Annotated in this window: 13 protein-coding genes; 3 read left to right on the plus strand and 10 right to left on the minus strand. The window is 43.5% G+C overall.

The features are described from left to right. Positions 1 to 219: 219 nt before the first annotated feature. Together argJ and argC are read right to left on the minus strand one after the other, a co-directional pair. A complete protein-coding gene (gene argJ / locus M5E81_RS07425) occupies positions 220 to 1,425 on the minus strand; it encodes a bifunctional glutamate N-acetyltransferase/amino-acid acetyltransferase ArgJ (protein ID WP_009145057.1) in 1,206 nt (401 codons plus the stop codon). A 92-nt stretch (positions 1,426 to 1,517) separates the two neighbouring features. Further along, positions 1,518 to 2,552 (minus strand): N-acetyl-gamma-glutamyl-phosphate reductase, encoded by a 1,035-nt coding sequence (gene argC, locus M5E81_RS07430; protein WP_249747177.1) that lies wholly within the window; start codon positions 2,550 to 2,552, stop codon positions 1,518 to 1,520. A 238-nt stretch (positions 2,553 to 2,790) separates the two neighbouring features. Here argC and M5E81_RS07435 point away from each other — a divergent pair, with 238 nt between their 5' ends. The 3 genes from M5E81_RS07435 (at position 2,791) to feoB (ending at position 5,999) form a co-directional block, all read left to right on the plus strand. Then, on the plus strand, positions 2,791 to 3,615 hold the full coding sequence (locus tag M5E81_RS07435; RefSeq protein ID WP_009145059.1) for a transglycosylase domain-containing protein: 825 nt from the start codon (positions 2,791 to 2,793) through the stop codon (positions 3,613 to 3,615). Between the two features lie 132 nt (positions 3,616 to 3,747). Further along, complete coding sequence (locus tag M5E81_RS07440) at positions 3,748 to 3,996, plus strand: FeoA family protein (protein WP_009145060.1); 249 nt, start codon at positions 3,748 to 3,750, stop codon at positions 3,994 to 3,996. Then, on the plus strand, positions 3,993 to 5,999 hold the full coding sequence (gene feoB / locus M5E81_RS07445; RefSeq protein WP_249747178.1) for a ferrous iron transport protein B: 2,007 nt from the start codon (positions 3,993 to 3,995) through the stop codon (positions 5,997 to 5,999). The genes M5E81_RS07440 and feoB overlap by 4 nt, the downstream gene beginning before the upstream one ends. 75 nt (positions 6,000 to 6,074) lie before the next feature. Here the strand turns inward: feoB and M5E81_RS07450 are convergent, their stop codons facing one another. The 8 genes from M5E81_RS07450 to M5E81_RS07485 form a co-directional block, all read right to left on the minus strand. Next, positions 6,075 to 6,842, minus strand: a complete 768-nt coding sequence (locus tag M5E81_RS07450; protein WP_249747179.1) for a hypothetical protein — start codon at positions 6,840 to 6,842, stop codon at positions 6,075 to 6,077. A gap of 49 nt (positions 6,843 to 6,891) precedes the next feature. Then, positions 6,892 to 7,302, minus strand: coding sequence for a peptide deformylase (locus tag M5E81_RS07455; RefSeq protein WP_009145063.1), 411 nt, complete (start codon positions 7,300 to 7,302; stop codon positions 6,892 to 6,894). Next, positions 7,287 to 7,733, minus strand: coding sequence for a very short patch repair endonuclease (locus M5E81_RS07460; protein WP_249747180.1), 447 nt, complete (start codon positions 7,731 to 7,733; stop codon positions 7,287 to 7,289). Before M5E81_RS07460 ends, M5E81_RS07455 begins: the two co-directional genes overlap by 16 nt. Positions 7,734 to 7,746: 13 nt before the next feature. Next, the gene (locus M5E81_RS07465; protein ID WP_249747181.1) at positions 7,747 to 8,997 is read right to left on the minus strand and encodes a type II restriction endonuclease; all 1,251 of its coding nucleotides are present in this window, start codon (positions 8,995 to 8,997) and stop codon (positions 7,747 to 7,749) included. Between the two features lie 4 nt (positions 8,998 to 9,001). Continuing rightward, positions 9,002 to 10,108: a DNA (cytosine-5-)-methyltransferase gene (gene dcm, locus M5E81_RS07470; RefSeq protein WP_249747182.1), complete on the minus strand. Its 1,107-nt coding sequence runs from the start codon at positions 10,106 to 10,108 to the stop codon at positions 9,002 to 9,004. Between the two features lie 166 nt (positions 10,109 to 10,274). After that, the gene (drmB, locus tag M5E81_RS07475; protein ID WP_249747183.1) at positions 10,275 to 12,113 is read right to left on the minus strand and encodes a DUF1998 domain-containing protein; all 1,839 of its coding nucleotides are present in this window, start codon (positions 12,111 to 12,113) and stop codon (positions 10,275 to 10,277) included. A gap of 4 nt (positions 12,114 to 12,117) precedes the next feature. Then, positions 12,118 to 15,270: a helicase-related protein gene (locus tag M5E81_RS07480; RefSeq protein WP_249747184.1), complete on the minus strand. Its 3,153-nt coding sequence runs from the start codon at positions 15,268 to 15,270 to the stop codon at positions 12,118 to 12,120. Positions 15,271 to 15,279: 9 nt separating this feature from the next. Beyond that, complete coding sequence (locus M5E81_RS07485) at positions 15,280 to 17,919, minus strand: UvrD-helicase domain-containing protein (protein WP_249747185.1); 2,640 nt, start codon at positions 17,917 to 17,919, stop codon at positions 15,280 to 15,282. Positions 17,920 to 17,933: the final 14 nt, after the last annotated feature.

Here is a 17,933-nt window from a genome sequence, read left to right on the forward strand (position 1 = left end):
CCCTCATTTTTTTATATATTTGTCTTGCGTTTATATTTATCATTGCTTCTCTCCAAAGACGTGAAAGAAAGTATTAGATGTAATCCACCATAATAATATTATGCGCTCACTACCAAGGACGAGCTAGAAAGTACCAGAGACGAGGAAAGCCGACGAAGGCGTACTAACAGTACTCCGAGGAGGCTTGACGAAGTATATGGTGCTTTATCACTCGGCCACTCAGGTATGATATTCACCGTTAATCTTCACATACTCATAACTAAAATCGCAAGTCCACACAGTTGCGCTTTCCTCACCGGCCCCCAGGTCGATGCTCATGGAAATATCATGCTCAGCCATGGTCGGCGCCAGCTTTTCGGCAGGCACGTTGCAGTTCATGCCGTTTTCTACCAGGCGGATGCCGCCGATAGACAGGTTTACCTTATCTGCCTCCATGGCAGCACCGCTGTAGCCTGCAGCGCAGACAATGCGTCCCCAGTTCGGGTCCTCGCCGAAGAAGGCTGTTTTTACCAACGGCGATTTGGCAATAGCCATCGCTGCGGTTTTGGCATCCTCCCAGGTTGCGGCACCAGTAACATTTACCTCGAGGAATTTGGTAGCGCCCTCGCCGTCATGCGCAATCATTTTGGCAAGGTCGGTAGCACAGGCAACCAGCGCTTCAAAGAAGGCCGGATAATCCGGATGCTCCTCCGAAAGAATGATTGCGTTTTCGGCAAGACCGTTGGCCAGCACAATCATGCTGTCATTGGTACTGGTATCGCCGTCGACAACAACCATGTTGAAGGATTTGTCGGCAGCCTTTTTCACCGCGCGCTTCAGCACATCGGGAGCAACGGCAGCGTCGGTAGTGATGAAGGTCAGCATAGTTGCCATGTTCGGATGAATCATGCCAGCACCCTTGGCGATACCGGCGAAGGTTACCTTCTTGCCGCCGATTTCCGTTTCATAGGCAGCGTGCTTGATAAAGGTATCCGTAGTCTGAATCGCCATAGCGCAGCTTTCACCCTCGCATTCGTCCAAGCTGTCGACAGCATCGGCAATGCCTGTTAAAAGCTTATCCATCGGCAGGAACTGGCCGATAACACCGGTGGAGCAGACAAATACTGCTTCCGGAGCGATGCCTAAAAGCTCTGCCGTATGCGCCTGCATTTTCTTGGCATCCGCCAGGCCCTGCTCGCCCGTGCAGGCGTTGGCACAGCCGCTGTTTACGGCAATCGCCTGCGCATAACCGTGCTTGTTGACCTCGCGGCTCACGAGCACAGGAGCAGCGCACATTTTATTTTGTGTAAATACCGCACCGCAGGCCGCAGGCACGGTACTGAAAATAACTGCTACATCATGATTGCCGCTGGCTTTGATACCGGCCTTGACGCCGGCAGCAATGAAGCCCTGCGGTGCAGTCACCCAGCCTTCTAATTTCTTCATGAGATTCCCCTCTTTCTCAGGTGCTTACATCTTTTCTTCTACGGCAGCATCACCGTTAAGCACCATTTTATAGTATAATAGTTATAACAAGCTTAAGGAACAAGCGGCAGCTGACGCAGGCCGGCAGTTTCATCAATGCCAAACATAACATTCATGTTCTGCACTGCCTGTCCCGCAGCACCCTTAACCAGATTATCAATACAATTCATTACAATAATACGGCCTGTACGCTTATCGGTCTGCCAGCCAAGGTCCACATAGTTGGAGCCACGAATATTCTTCAATTCCGGGCAAACTCCCTTGCCGCGCAGGCGGATGAAAAATTCATCGCCGTACATTGCCTGATAGGCCTCCTCAATCTGTGCATCCGTTACGCCCTGCTTCAGCTGTGCATAGCAGGTTGCATAAATACCGCGGTCCACAGGCAGCAGATGCGGTGTAAACTGAATCACAACATCCTCACCGGCAAACTCGCTGTAAATCTGCTCGATTTCCGGTGTATGGCGGTGCGAAGCAACACCGTAGGCCTTAAAGCTTTCGTTGACACTGCAGTAAAGACTGCCTGCCTTCAGGCTGCGGCCCGCACCGGTCGTACCGCTTTTGGCATCAATCACAATGCCCTGAGCTTCAATCAGCTTATATTTTAAAAGCGGCACCAGCGCCAGAATGCTGCAGGTAGTGTAGCAGCCGGGATTTGCCACCAGCTGCGCCCCGCGCACCTTATCGCGGAAAAGCTCTGTCAGACCGTAGACAGCCTGCGCCTCCGGGTCCTCATGCTTCACCTTGTACCACTGTTCAAACACATGGTAATCCTTAAATCTATAATCGCCGCCGAGGTCAATAATCTTGGTCTTGCTGCCTCGCAGCTGCTTGCCTATCTTCATAGCATGGCCATGAGGCAGGGCAATAAAAATCACATCACTTGCTGCTGCAATAGCATCCAGCTCCTGCATAGACTGCAGATTCTTTTCAATACGTCCCGACAAATGCGGATACATAGAAGCAATCGCCTCTCCCGTACTGCTCTCAGAGGTAATTACGGCAATTTCCGCTTCCGGATGTCCGTCCAAAAGTCGCAGAAGCTCAACTCCTGCGTAGCCTGTTGCACCGATAACACTTGCTTTCATATCCATTCTCCTTTGTACTCGATAATTATACAACTAAATTGTATAATTTTGCAAGCACTTTGTGAATTTTTTTGTAAAAATTAAGGGACAATAATCCATTTTACAATCTTATTTTACTACCTAAAAGGTAAATATACCAGTATTTTTTGCCAAATTCACACTTTATTGTTACAATAGACGTGAAAGCTATACACGTCACTGTTTAAAATATATCAAAATTACTAACGAGGTGTATCTTATGTTTAAAATCATTATCATGGCTTTGCTTATTTTTATAGGCATGGTGGGTTATGACAACATTACGGATAAGGCTCAGCCTACCACCCCCATACAGCAGGAACAGCAGAAGGTCAGCAAGCACGAAAAATCCGCCGCTATGGCGCTTTTCACCAGCCTGCTGCCTCCCAAGGAGGAATGGCCCTCGCCCGTACATAAATTCTATCTGGCCTTTAATATGGATGAGGTTATCGATCCTATCCGCCAAAACCCGAACTGGACAAGTCTTGACGCCATGTCGCGCGATATACCGCAGGCGTTGATTGCTATCGAGGACCACGCTTTTTATAATCACGGCGCTATTGCCGTGGAAGGCATTCTGCGCGCCGCACTGGCCAACATCAACGCCGGCGAGGTAGTGCAGGGAGGCAGCACGCTGACACAGCAGTTTGTCAAAAATGTTTTTCTGTCGCACGAGCAAAGCATGGAGCGTAAAATTGAAGAGGCCGTGCTCTCGCTCATGCTGGAGGATAATTACAGCAAGGACGAAATTCTGGAGCTTTATCTGAACACCACCTACTTCGGCGCAGGCTCCACCGGTATTAAACAGGCCAGCAGAACATACTTCGGCAAGGCACCTTCGGCGCTGACTCTGGCCGAGGCCGCCGTCATCGCCTCACTTCCCTACGCGCCCACCAGCCTCAATCCGCTGGAAAACCCCGAGGGCTGCAAAAAACGTCAGCTGCTGGTGCTGGCCGCTATGCATAAATATGGTATGATTAATCAGGGCCAGCTGGCAGAAGCCAAGACCGAAAAAATCCGTCTCACCAACGGCACCGTCATGTAAAGCTGTAACAAAATCTACATTGTATATTTTTTAATTAAAGTTTATCGATAAAAGCTTTGTTTTACTTGACCGCTTCATGCTTCATATATATAATTAAAGCTTAAGCAAAATCACTCAAAGAAGGTCAAAATCATGGAAACTACAACTTTAGATAAGCTTCCCTTAGGTCAGGAGGCTATCATCGCTAAGGTCGGCGGCGAAGGCAGCATTCTGCGTCGCCGTCTGCTTGATATGGGGCTCACGCCCCGCACCCGCGTTATGGTACGCAAGCGCGCACCGCTCGGTGACCCGCTGGAAATCTCCCTGCGTGGCTACGAACTGACACTGCGTGCGGAGGAAGCCGCCAAAATCACCGTTACGCCGGAGGTGAGCGAAGCATGAAGCTGCATTTCGCCCTCGTCGGCAACCAGAACTGCGGCAAAAGCACGCTGTTCAATTATCTCACCGGCAGTAACCAGCACGTCGGCAACTTTCCCGGTGTAACCGTCCAGAAAAAGGAAGGTACGATTCTCGCCGTACCGGACGCAGGCGTTATCGACCTGCCCGGCATCTACTCGCTTTCTCCCTACACCTCGGAAGAAATTGTTACGCGTGACCTGCTGTTATACAATAAGCCGGACGCTATTATCAACGTCATTGACGCAACTAATATTGAACGCAGCCTGTATCTTTCGCTGCAGCTCATCGAGCTGAATATCCCGATGGTCATCGCCCTCAACATGATGGACGAGCTCACCGGCAGCGGCGGCAGTATTGACATCAAAGCAATGGAGGATTCGCTGACCGTGCCTGTTGTCCCCATAACCGCCAACTCCGGCGAAGGCGTGGGCGAGCTTTTGCGCCGCGCCGTAGAGGTTGCGCAAAACCAGCAGCTGCCACAACGCCTGGACTTCTGCAGCGGTCCTGTGCATACCGCTATTCACAGTATCGCCCACTTAATCGAAACCAAAGCACGTCGCCAGAACCTGCCGCTGCGCTTTACCGCCACCAAGCTTATCGAGGGCGACAGCGATTTCGCCAAGGCACTGCAGCTTTCGGAAAACGAATGCGATATCATCGGCCACTTCGTTACCGAAATGGAGCAAAACCTCAAAACGGATAAGGAAGCGGCGTTGGCAGATATGCGCTATGCCTATATCGAGGACCTCTGCGCGCAGACCGTGCAGAAGCCCAAGCATACGGAAGCACAGCTGCGCTCCGTCAAAATCGACCATTATCTGACGCATAAATTTTATGCTATCCCTATTTTCGTGCTTATCATGGGCCTTGTTTTCTGGCTCACCTTTGACGTTATCGGAGCTTTTCTCAGCGACATCCTCAGCAATGTTATTGATGCTGTAACAGCTTCGGTTGATAACACGCTCACCGTGCTGGATATCGCACCGCCGATGCATTCGCTGATTATCGACGGCATCTTCTCCGGCGTCGGTGCCGTGCTTTCCTTCCTGCCGACCATCGTCACCCTGTTCTTCTTCCTTTCGATGCTCGAGGACAGCGGTTACATGGCGCGTGTTGCCTTCGTTATGGATAAGATGCTGCGTAAAATCGGCCTCTCCGGTTCGTCCTTTGTTCCGATGATCATCGGCTTCGGCTGCAGCGTGCCGGCCATCATGGCCTCGCGCACCCTCGCCAGTGAGCGCGACCGCAAAATGACCATCATGCTCACACCGTTCATGAGCTGCAGCGCCAAGCTCCCCATCTACGGTATGTTCATTGCCGCCTTCTTCCCGCACAGTGGCGGTCTGGTCATGCTTTCGCTCTATCTCACCGGTATCTGCGTAGCTATTCTCTCCGGCTTTTTGCTCAACAGCCTGGTGTTCCGCGGCAAGCCGGTCCCCTTTGTCATGGAGCTGCCTGCCTACCGTCTGCCGACGGCGCGCAACATCATCATGCATATGTGGGAAAAAGCCAAGGACTTTCTGCATAAGGCCTTCACGGTTATCTTCCTCGTCAGCATCATCGTCTGGTTCCTGCAGAACTTTGACATCCGCTTTTACATGGTAGATGCCTCCGACAGCATTATCGCCTCCATCGGCAAGCTGGCAGCGCCTATTTTTGCGCCGCTAGGCTTCGGCAGCTGGCAGGCAACAACCTCGCTCATCTGTGGTATCACCGCTAAAGAGGTTGTCATCAGTACGCTTTCCGTGCTCGCAGTCGGCAGCGGCGGTGCGCCTGATCTGTCAAGCCTCTTTTCGCCGCTCACCGCCTACACCTTCCTGGTGTTCTGCCTGCTCTATCCGCCCTGCGTCGCAGCGCTGGCTACCATCCGTCGCGAGCTGAACTCGGATACCAGCACGCTCTGCCTTATGGGCTATGAGCTTGTTGTGGCCTGGTGCGTAGCGTTTATCGTAAGACAAATCGGCTTAATGCTTGGCTTTGCCTAAAAAATTGCATAAGAAAACAGCCCAAAACTCATGCTTTGAGAATTGGGCTGTTATTTTTTTTGCTATTTTGCTGCGCTACAGCTCTTTTATCCGTGCATATGCCTGCTGCCAGCTCGTCAGCGACAGCTGCCACAGCTCGCTATACGCCCGCACTGCCGCCTGCGGCGACCTTACATACAACGCGCACAGTCCCCGCACTCCTGCATAAGGATAGTACGGAATGCACGTCCGCGCCTCCTCGGGCGTCTGCAAAAACGCCTGCGCCAGCGCCAAATGCCCCTGCTGCAGGCACCACAGCCAACGGGCAAACTCCGCCAGCGTTTCCTTGACCACGGCAGCCTGGGCCGCCTCCGTCTGCCGTCCGTACCAATAACGCTGAGCCTGCTTGTACTCCGCACTCTGCACCGCTGCGCCGGCAGCGCCAAAGTGCGCCAGCACTGCCTGATAATGCAGCAGATGCACACGCTCATGCACCAGCACGGAATCATAATAGACTGCATAATCCCAGCCATGCTCAGCACATTCCTGCCTGATAGCATTCACATAAAGCGTAATACCCTTGCCCGCAGCAAACTCGCCATGCAGCAGGCGTTTGAACTTTAGCTGCTGCAGCTTTTTGCCCCACTCAGCATATTGCTTGCCAAGCCTTGGCAATGCAGCGATGTCATACTCCGCCTGCAATGCTTCCACACGCTCGAGTAATTGCCTGCCCTCGCGCTGCACCGCAACCGTGTCATAGCGCCCGTACTGCCTGTAAAGCAGCACGTCGGACTCTGCATACGCTGCAGGCAGACCAAGCCTTTCGGGAGCAGTAACGATATTTTCTAAGATAATTTCTAACATTCTTTTTGAATAAACAAGCACTTTGCAGTTTCTCGGTCCATCTCTGCGCTTAAATTATAATACCATGGCAATGGTCAATCTCATGCTGGATAATCTGCGCCGTAAAGCCACTGAAGCTCTGCTTGCACTTTTTAAACTGCATATCCTGATAGGCAACCGTAATTTTTTCGTAGCGCACTGCAGCACGCTCGCCCTCCAGCGACAGGCAGCCCTCCTCCGTCATATATTTGCCGGAGCGCTTGATAATCTCCGGGTTCAGCATAGCAATATTCGTAGGACCGATATTGACGGCGATAACGCATTTCTGCACGCCGATCATATTTGCTGCCAAGCCCACGCAACGGTCCGCATGAGCTGCAAGCGTATCTAATAAATCCTGCGCTACTGCAATATCCATAAAGGTTGCAGGCTGCGATTTTTGTGCCAAAAAGGCTTCGTCTTTAATTATTGGTTTTTCCATGGTGTACCTCCAGGAGTAGTATTCTTACGTAACTCAATTTGCCTCAGAACTTCAGCAACGCATTCGTCCAAATGTTTTTTGATGTCTGTTTCCCAAAACCGTAACACTATCCAGCCATTATCACGCAATGTTATCGTATTATCTAAATCGCGTTCAACATTGCGCTTAATTTTTTCATGCCAAAATTTTGCATTAGTATGAACATCGTACTTTTCAAATGTTTTCCCATGCCAAAAATCGCCATCACAAAAGATGGCGATTTTATATTTTGTGATTACGATATCCGGGTGGCAATTTAGGACTTTATAATTTTTTCGATAGTGAATCCCCTTATGCCATAACGCTTTTCGCAGGCATACCTCAATTTTAGTATTTTTACTGCGAATAGCTACCATATTCTTATGTCGTTGTTCCTTAGTAAGAACGTCCATAACCATAAACTCCTCAAAGACGAAGCATGGCAGCATATGGTGTTTTCCGTTGCTTCTCCTTAATCTCGTCAAGAAAATCTGCTACTGAATAAAGCCATTGGCGCTGATTCTCTGTATAAGTACAATGTATTTGCTGCGGCACAACAAGCTGCAGATGTTTATCCTGCATTTCATCAGTTTGATATGTACTGATTGCTGCTTCCAGGGTCAAAAGATGCTTTCTGTCTATTCTGTCAGCCTCAGCCAACACCTGTCGCCATCTGTCCTTACACGTACTCTTAGCACCCAGCATAGTTAAATTCTCTGCATTGAAATCCATATTACGGTAGCATTCAATATTAGGAAACAGAAAATCAGGCTTTGAGCGGTTTTCTGTTACAGGAGTATGCGAATACTCTATACCATTAGCATCTAAAAGTGCGCAAATATGATTTTCAAGCGAATAGCCTGCTCTGCTTTTTCTTCTGTTTTGTACGGATAGCGAAAAATTGATAAACATTTTCACATTAACTTCGCCATTTTCAACAAATCCCTGTTGCAAACGCTCTTTAACAATATTTTCTTCCATAAGGAAAAATAACTTTTCATCCATATCAAACCATTTCAATAAAGCTACATCTGGTTCGCTAATTGGATCAACATCTTTAACAAGTGACCTTGCAAACGAAGAAAATAAAGTTGTTTTAGGGAAGCTGTTACCAAATTCACCAATAAGCTCTGCTAACAGCCCTTTGCTATCATCTTCCTCATACGCAATACCTATCTGTTCAAGAATAGTTCTTGCGAGGAATTCTAATTGCCCACTGTCTGTATTCAACAATGAATTTTGAGTGAATTTGCCAGCTTTATTATCAGTAATATCAAAAAGCCAATATAACTGACTTGTTATAGTTGCATCTTTAGCAGCTACTATACATAAAATAGTATCATCCTGTTTAACACAAATGAAAAGCGAATCACCGGATTTTGCCATTTCCGATACTTTGGTAGAAGGATAGTACAGTCTATACTCTGACCTTGTCGGATGATTTCTACGAGCATCATACCACGTAAGAAAATTTTTCGCTGTAATATTTGTTTCGTCATCAATATAAAGAAAATCTGTCTCAAATTTTCTATCATCAAAGCCAAAGATTTCCTTCATTTTGGTGGTAGCATTGTATTCATGCTGGTTGCTTTTTTTAGGAATGGTTTCAACATCTGAAAGTTTTTTTACTATGATGCCTTTAAAATACTTTTTCAAATAACCATTTTCCAGTCCCATGCAACTATTCCTCCAATTGCTCAATCTTGGCAACAACCAGTTTGGCAACATTGGCCATCAACGGAACAACTACAGAATTTCCAAACTGCTTATATGCCTGGGTATCAGATACAGGAATAACAAAGCTGTCAGGAAATCCTTGCAATCTGGCGCATTCTCTTGGCGTCAGTTTTCGAGGATTTTTCCCTGGCTGCTCAATCAATACTTCCGAACCATCTTTATAGTAACGAGCACTTAACGTTCTCGAAACACCATCTAACGGCGCAATACCAAAACCAAAACCATTCCCCGCAGCCTTATGTTTTGCTGCATACTGCTGCAGATACGTCCACAGCTTATCCGATAACGTATATTTGATATCAACATCTTTCTCCAATATATCAGCAATTACTGGTTTAGGTTCTTTGGGAGTGATATCAAACTCAAAATCAAAATAATTGCCATATCTTCTTCTGTCAAAGCCAACAATTATTATACGTTCTCTATGCTGCGGAACAAAGCTTTGTCCATCAATGACTTTATAGAAAATTTCATAATCAAGTTCATTTAAAGACTCAACTATTACTTTGAAGGTTCTGCCTCTGTCATGACTGCAAAGATTCTTTACATTCTCCAGCATAAAAGCTTTTGGTCTTTTAGCTTCCAAAATACGACAGACATCAAAAAATAAAGTTCCCTGTGTTTTATCTGCAAAACCAGTAGCTCTGCCTAAGCTGTTTTTCTTAGATACACCTGCAATGGAAAACGGTTGGCACGGAAAACCTGCAACAAGAATATCATGATCAGGTATATCCGCAGCATTAACCTGCGTTATATCACCATCAGGCATATCACCAAAATTTGCCATATAAGTTTGCTGACTAAATTTATTCCATTCGTTAGAATAAACGCATTCTCCACCAGCCTCATCAAAAGCCAATCTCATCCCGCCAATTCCGGCGAATAAATCAATAAAAGTAAATTTCCTGTTTTTCTTTTGCTTTTTCTGACGACTCAGCATTACATATAAAGCTGTTGAAATGGCATCTTGAACAGTCATACCTGCTCCTTTTGCATATTCAGCAATTTCTTTATACTGATTGTCCTCTAATCTTAAATGTACTTGTTTCATTTCACTGCTCCCTCTGGGAATTTTCTTATACCTATTTCATCCCATTCTACCACAGTGAACAAATTTTCTCAAGCATCAAGTGAACTTTTTAGCTTTTTTAGAGGAAAATAATCTTGATTTTACGCTAATATTTCACGCTAAATATACCCATCATCCAATACAGCAACTACTTCAGCAAACTCGAAAAATAGCCTCTGCCCCTATCATGAATACTTCCGACAACTGCTCCCCTGTCTAACAAACAATTACGCATTTCGCAGCTTGTCTCCGGTAACAAGGCGCAAGCATGGCAGGCAGCATAATTCAGTGAATCAAAACCTTGTCCCTTGGAATCCATACATACGGGATCAGAAGAACACCATGATGCCTCCTGAAGCATTTTTTTAAAGATAGGTGTTATATTATCAGGTTCCGCATTTCTTACTAATCCACCAAGACTACCATCTGTATCTGAAGATGCCGTATATAACAAAATGCCAGCCATCTTACAGTTTGACTCCGGATATGTACTATAAATCCTTTCCTTTATAGAAGCGCCGGAATAGCCACATTCCATAGTCAATTGACGAATCAGTAAATGCGACAGCGTATGAAGCAAAACATATCTTGGAGAAAAATTATCACAAACTATAATACTTTCAGCTAATCGTTTCTTAAGATTGGCATAATATTTCTCCTGAGATTTTTCCCATGCTTCCAAGCGTTCTTCATTAAAGCTGATGAATATACCCTCACCTAAAAGTTCAACAGCAGGAAGCCAATCCAATTTTTCATCAGATAAGGGAGTACAATCATTTTGGCGATAGCCAATAAAGTCTCTTTGTTCATCTTCAGAAGCATTAGTCTCTGGTACTTCAGGCTTGATTCTTCGAAACCCCTTTAATGCTAAAATTTCCCTCAATCTTTTGACAGCAAAAATATTATCAATCAATCCACCAAAAAAGCTGTCAATATTTGTTTTTTTCAATTTAAAGTGCATATCATCAGGGTTTTCGTAATTGCCACGCATGAAAACTTTATACTCATCTTCCAGCAAATTCTGCTTAGTATATGTTGAATGAGCAGTTCGATTTTCATTCTGTATTATCTTGATAACATCATCGACAGAATAAAAATTATCAGCCAATTCTTTATTCATTAGAGCTTGTATTAGAAGTCTTAACATATTAATATCATTATTCTGATTTATTAATACATCTATCTGTTCCCTATGCTTTTCAATATCCTGATATATTCTCTTACTCCATGGCGGGATTGTAAGAGCACTGCTCGTAATAGGAAAATATAAATTAGAGGCACCTCTTTGAATACCACGCAGTAAGGCATCACAATCTTTCTGATCATTTTTTTCTTTTCTTTTGCCTACCCATGGACGCAATCCTCTACATTTATGCCCCTTCAACGCATCACGGTTTAAGGCACCTTCCATACTGCGCTTAGCACCACAAGTTTCACATTCTATAATTATGCTATCCAAACCACCACTTTCACTTGTAAACTTTATTTTTAAACGGTGATTTTTGTCATATGGCATTTTCGTAGGCTGATGAACCCACCAATTATAGGGAAAGTCCTCTAAATGTCCATTGATACAGGCAGCCACAAAACGAGAAGGAACAGTCTTACATTTACAATCTTCGCATATTATCCTGCCTCTTGACTTGCCAAAATCTTTATAGTGTGCCAATTTGCCACACTTAGGACAAAAGCACCAATCCGGAAAGCGGAATGCAGGCGTATCAGGAGTAGTGCCGCTTTCATTAAACCCTTCATTTGAATGCGCACATGGTTCCCTAAAGCAATTTACACCTAATAGTTTTTGTAAATTGGCCTCATGCAAAACTCTGCTATTACGTGAATTCCAATAATCTGTTGCTGCCATAATCACAGAGATATCAGGTAAATCAACTATTGCACCAGGACCATAGGTAGTGATAACTTGCGTGCGACGTAATTCTCCGACAACAGTTTTTTTATTGCTGCCTTTTGTACCTAATCTTGGCATACAATCAGTCCTCCCCTAATAAATATATACCTGTCTGAACATCAACATTTCTCATACTGTTCATGGTAGCAAATCTGTCACAATCCACATCAGATTTTAAAAGTGATGTACCTCGTTCCTCGCCATGTTTTTTATATACAAGCTCACCATCACATTTCTTATCCCATTCCCTGCGGATTTCCTGAAGTTCATCAAGGACACTATTCAGTTCTGCCGGATCAATCAGCTCAACATAGTCCCTAATTATTTTTTCAACCTGCTGAGCACCAGCTTCTTCAAATTTCGCAGCCTGTTTATTCTCAAGCTTTCCGGGCACCAAATATCTATACAATGCAACATACAGTGCATGTAAGGCTCTGTCTCTTGCTCTATCAGCAAAAGGTGTCAAACTGGTTGCTTCCACATATCTGTACATTGCAGAATGATATTTTATAAACTGCTCATAATGAGATCTGTCTCTGGAACGTGCCTGATTATATACAGTCACTACCAGGCCAGGGTTAGCACGTCCTACACGACTAGAAGATTGAATATATTCTGCATTCGTTTTAGGCTGTCCTACCATAACCATAGTTCCTAATCTGTCAATATCAATGCCAACAGAAATCATATTAGAAGCCAGAATAAAATCAAGTACATATCTGCCATCTGCATTACTGGAATAACCTGTTTTTAAAGTATCCTGGATAAGTTTGGTAATATCATTATTATCTAACCTGCTGGTCAGTTCTTTAATATTGGTATACCTCTTTATCATATCAGCAGGTAATGCATAAGACTTAAATTTATTCTTAGCCAAATACTCAAAACGGCTTTGAACGTCATCTATAATCTGAGTATTAGCACCACCAAGCTCACGCAAGCTATTAAAATACCCTGTAATTGTCCAAAAATTATCTATTACCTTATCTTCGAAGCCTTGTCTGGTAAGATATCTGGTAGCAAACAGTAAAGCAGCATTTACTCTGATAAGGGTGGTAGTAGCAGTCGTACCTGAACCCAATACACCAAGATATTTTCTTGCAGGACGCTTATCGGCAGTTGACTCTACAGCAAAGAAGGAATCTTTTACTGTCAACCCCTGTGGAGGAAATTGTATAAAATCCTTCCCATAGAGTGCTTTTATTTGTTTTGCAGCATTACGGATTGTGGCAGTAGACGCAATAACTTTAGCACCAATACCATCTTTTTCACATAGTTTGGTTATTATAGCTTCATAAATACCAGTAATTGTACCCAACGGCCCGGAAATCAAATGCAGTTCATCCTGGATAATTAAATCCGGCGGATTCTTATGATTAGAAATGCCAAAAAGAGCTGCAGGCTTATCATTCAAAGGAAGCTGCGCAAACTTATCTACAGTTGCAACAATAAACGTTGGCGGATTGCCATAAATAGATTCATCAATAATGTTCAATGGCAACAAATTATCATCATTATGAAAATCACATTCACTATTGGGACATTTGATATTCATTTGATTACTTGCCGTATCTATACAGTAATCTTTGTATGTCAGGTCCTGACCACACCACGGACATTTTTTGACCTGACAAGGGTCAGTATCATTTCCTGGTAACTGCCCAACTGCAAGATTGTTTAAAGCTCTTCTGGCGTCTGCAATTTTATTAGGAGTTAATTGCCCGCCGACCCATAAGCCTATAGTTATCCTGCTGCCATCAATATTATATTTTTTCCTAAGCTTTTCACAAGCACAGATTAAAGCACTGGCACGTTCAAATTGCTGTATGGTTAGTAAGCGAAGCGTATAACGCATAATGATAGTTGTACCATCATCATTATGATTACGAAGGCGTCTTAGGAAAATTACAAAAGCAGCAATACCGAGATATGCCTCTGTTTTACCACCGCCAGTCGGAAACCATAACAAATCAACCATCTTCCTTGAATCGTCACCAGGACATATAAAAGATGGTAATTCATGCAAAACGAAGGCTAACTGAAAAGGATACCATGTTATTTCTGAGCGTTGTACTCTTTTCCCGCTTTTTCTAAGAGTCTGCTCACGTTGCAGCAACATTGCTTCATTGGCAATCTTAAAAGCCTGCATAGCATGTTTATCAAGTTTAAGCATATCAACAGCTTTTGACATTTGCTTATATGCAGCATTACATTTTTGCAAGTTCTGTGCAGCTATTTCATGAAACTTAGGATTTAAAAGGCATATTTTCTTTTCCTGCTCATTTATCCATTGGATATATTTCAAGAGGAAATTATTTAATGACTGAATAACTGACTCGTCAGATTCTGATACCAGATACTCCATTGATAAAGCATTCTCATTCTTAAGCATACCCGGCATCATTTGCAGCAGCTCGTATTCCGGCATCCATGCTGAGCTGATTATTAAATCTCCCTCAGCATTTTCCTGCCATTTGACCGAACAGCCATGACCTTGAGCATAATACTTAATATCAGAATATAACATTTCCAGTTCCAAGCTATCTGTATCGTCTGCCAAACAAATCTGTTGGTTGATTGGATTAAATACCTGGCCCTTACCCGTTATATTGAGCTGTACCTGAAAGACACAGCCAGCAGCTATGGTATCTATATCAGCATCTGCACCGTTTTCATTAACTAGAGTAGCTGTAAGAATTATCTCATCAGAAATATTTGTATCATGGATATAAACCTTTAATGAGATTTTCCCCGGCAAGCTGAAGATGTAACTTTTCGCAGCAGTAAATATCAAGTTTTCACTAAAGGCTGTTTCTTTTCTTTGCCAAGATGTAGCAGCATGCTTTTTCTGTTTTTTTATACCGGTACTGGTATTATTTTCTGCCTGTACAGGTACATAAAAAGCATAACTGCCATAAATCGTAATTTCTCTGACTTCAGAATTTATTGCACAAGTTATTCCCATTGACGATGGGTTGCGCACATTGCTCAAAGATATAGATGTATCGTAACCGTCAAGCTCATTCTCCAATATTGCATTACGGTTGATATCTCCTTCTTCCTGAGTAATAGCATCTGATTCTATATCTGCCTGAGGATACAGCTTGCCCATCAGATAATAATTTAAAGGAGATTCGTCTAAAACCTCATCTTCAGCTACAGGACCAATAAGATCCTTCACCATAAATTCTTCGATAATATCCCTGGCTTTATAATATTGGGAATAATTTTGCACAATATCACCTCATTTAGTTGAAGCAAATCCGCCAAGGCGCAAGCCTTGCCATACATAATAATCTCCATACTTATGAGCCCCTTCAAGTTCCGGGCAATTAGCTGAAATATGGGTAGTTTTGCCTACAACATATATATCAGAAAAAGTACGTGTAAAATACTTGTTTTTAAATTTACCTTTATACATTCTGGTAATTGCAGTCCTTACTGCGGTTGCAAAATCAGCAGTTGTCTGCCCAATGACAACTGCATCATAATCCTTAAGCTCATATAAAGGATTTTCCTCCTCCGGACCGCCAAGCTTCTTCAGCTCCATCTGGTCACCTATATGTATGCTATTTTCAATATATTCCTGGCGTTTTTTATTTACTGCATACATAAACGGATTGATATCACCTGTCTGTATTTCGAAATTAGCAAGGTATATTTTTCCAAAAGAATATAATCCCTGTTCAAAGCAACGTCGGCTATCATCCTTGAAAATATAAATATACTTTTCTGGCATGCTGATTTTAGTAATTTCATCTTTTGCTCTTGTTATAGCAACATAGGCAATTTTATGTTCCAAGTGATTCTTTTCTTCTGCTCCATTAGTAAGAAGATCACTTAAAACAACAACATTATCATATTCAAGACCTTTAGATCTATGCACATTGCTTACGAAAATATTACAATCAGCATCTCCCGGTTCCTGAAAAAGTAACATGTCTTTAGCTTTATACAAAATCCCTTTCAAAAGATTTTCTACACTATAAGCTGTAAGCGTATTATCGTTCTGCGTGCTGATAACAGCATCCCAATACGCCTGAGCATTTTCTGCCTGCTTTGGATAAAGCTTGCTGAACGTTGCAATAAAGCTCTCTTGTGTAGCTATTGCATCAGTACTCAACTGCGTCAGAACCTGATAAATCCAAGAAGCAAGCGGTACATTAGTGTTGGGGCTACGCAACAAATGCTTAATATTTTTACCTAAAAGCTTTTGTGCAATCAATAATGCTTGTGCATTAGTACGCGTAAGAATACCAGTCTTTTTACCGGCATAATGTTTTTCAAAAGAATCACGATCCAAATTATCCATGTCCCAAAATGCAGAATCAATCTTCTGATTTACTGCTTCTGCTTCATTCGCTTCAATATCTGCATTCTGTTCCAATATAGCATGTCTATATGGGTTGGCAAAAGCAGTCAGACTATCATTTTGCCTATAATTATGCGTCAGTTCTACCTGACTTATATTACTATGATTCTCTAAAAGCTTTTTCCTGAAAACACTAGAGCTGATTACATTATTGTCGTCCTCTGACATATAATCGTAAATAGCCTGACAGCTATCACCTAATAAAGTAAAGCCACATGAATCCGGCAAATCGTTAAGCATTGCAAGTACCAGTTCTGCTCGTGGCCCAACCAAATCCTGCACCTCATCAACGATTACATGCTGCCACGAATCAGCCAGAATTTTATACTTGTCATTATCAAATATTGCTTTAGCCCGGAGTATACGCTGTTCATAATTCAGATTTTCAAAGTCATCATCATCTGGCAATAACTCTTTTAATTCATCATCCTCAGTATCTCTCAGATTTGCAAGAAGCCAGGTAGCAAAGGAATCAAAGGTACGTATATCAATGCTACGCCATCTAGCATTTATAGTTCTGTTTTTATCTGCGAGCTTTAATCTTTCAGTTATAACACGAACTGCAGCTCTCGAAAAGCACAAAACAACAATATTCTCAGGTTCTACTTCTTCATTATTCAAGAACTCTTTGATTCGTTCAATCAATGTCCAGGTTTTACCTGTACCAGGTCCTGCATTCACAAGAATTCTTTTACGATGATCTGCTGTAATAACTGCTTTCTGTTCGTCACTGCTATCACCAGTAATAAGGTGTTCCTGTCCTTTCGGAAGGTCAGGTTTAGTTTGAGGTTCCGGTTCTTTCTGATGTTCAGGAGAAGTTTGAGATTCCGCTCCTTTCGGAGGTTCTGGAGTAGTTGTGGGTTCCGTTCCTTTCAGAGGTTCTGGAGTAGTTGTGGATTCTGTTCCTTTCAGAGGTTCTGGAGTAGTTGTGGATTCCGTTCCTTTCAGAGGTTCTGTAGTAGTTGTGAATTCCGTTCCTTTCAGAGGTTCTGGAGTAGTTGTGGATTCCATTCCTTCCGGAGGTTCTGGAGTAGTTGTTGGTTCCGTTCCTTTCGGAGGTTCTGAAGTTGCAGAAATAGCAGGAACATCCTTGGATTCAGTTCTATCAATGGCTTCTCCGTGGATTTCTTTTGTCATACTACCCTGCTGTCTTAATTCTTGTCGCAAAGCAATTTCTTTCTCTATGCTTTCCTTAGTTTCATACCTTCTGCAACTCGTCAGCAAGTACTTGCAGTCAAGCTTAGTGCATCTGCATACAACTTTTACTCTACCATCAGGAAGCTTATACGGACCCCAAAGTACACCTTCCTCTCTGTTATATAAACAGTCAACGCTGTCAAGCAGCTTTCGTTGATATGATGTCAAGCGATAAGTAGAATTACGAGCTTGAATCTTTCTAAGGCTCTCTTTATCAGAAAGGCATTTTAAATAATCTATATCGTCTGTCTGTCTAAGCTTCCTGACTACATAAACGTTGCTTTTCAAAGTTATGTTTGTCACTGGTTTACTCATGATATCACTCTTCT

This window comes from Phascolarctobacterium succinatutens, from assembly GCF_023497905.1.
Classification (GTDB): domain Bacteria; phylum Bacillota; class Negativicutes; order Acidaminococcales; family Acidaminococcaceae; genus Phascolarctobacterium_A; species Phascolarctobacterium_A succinatutens.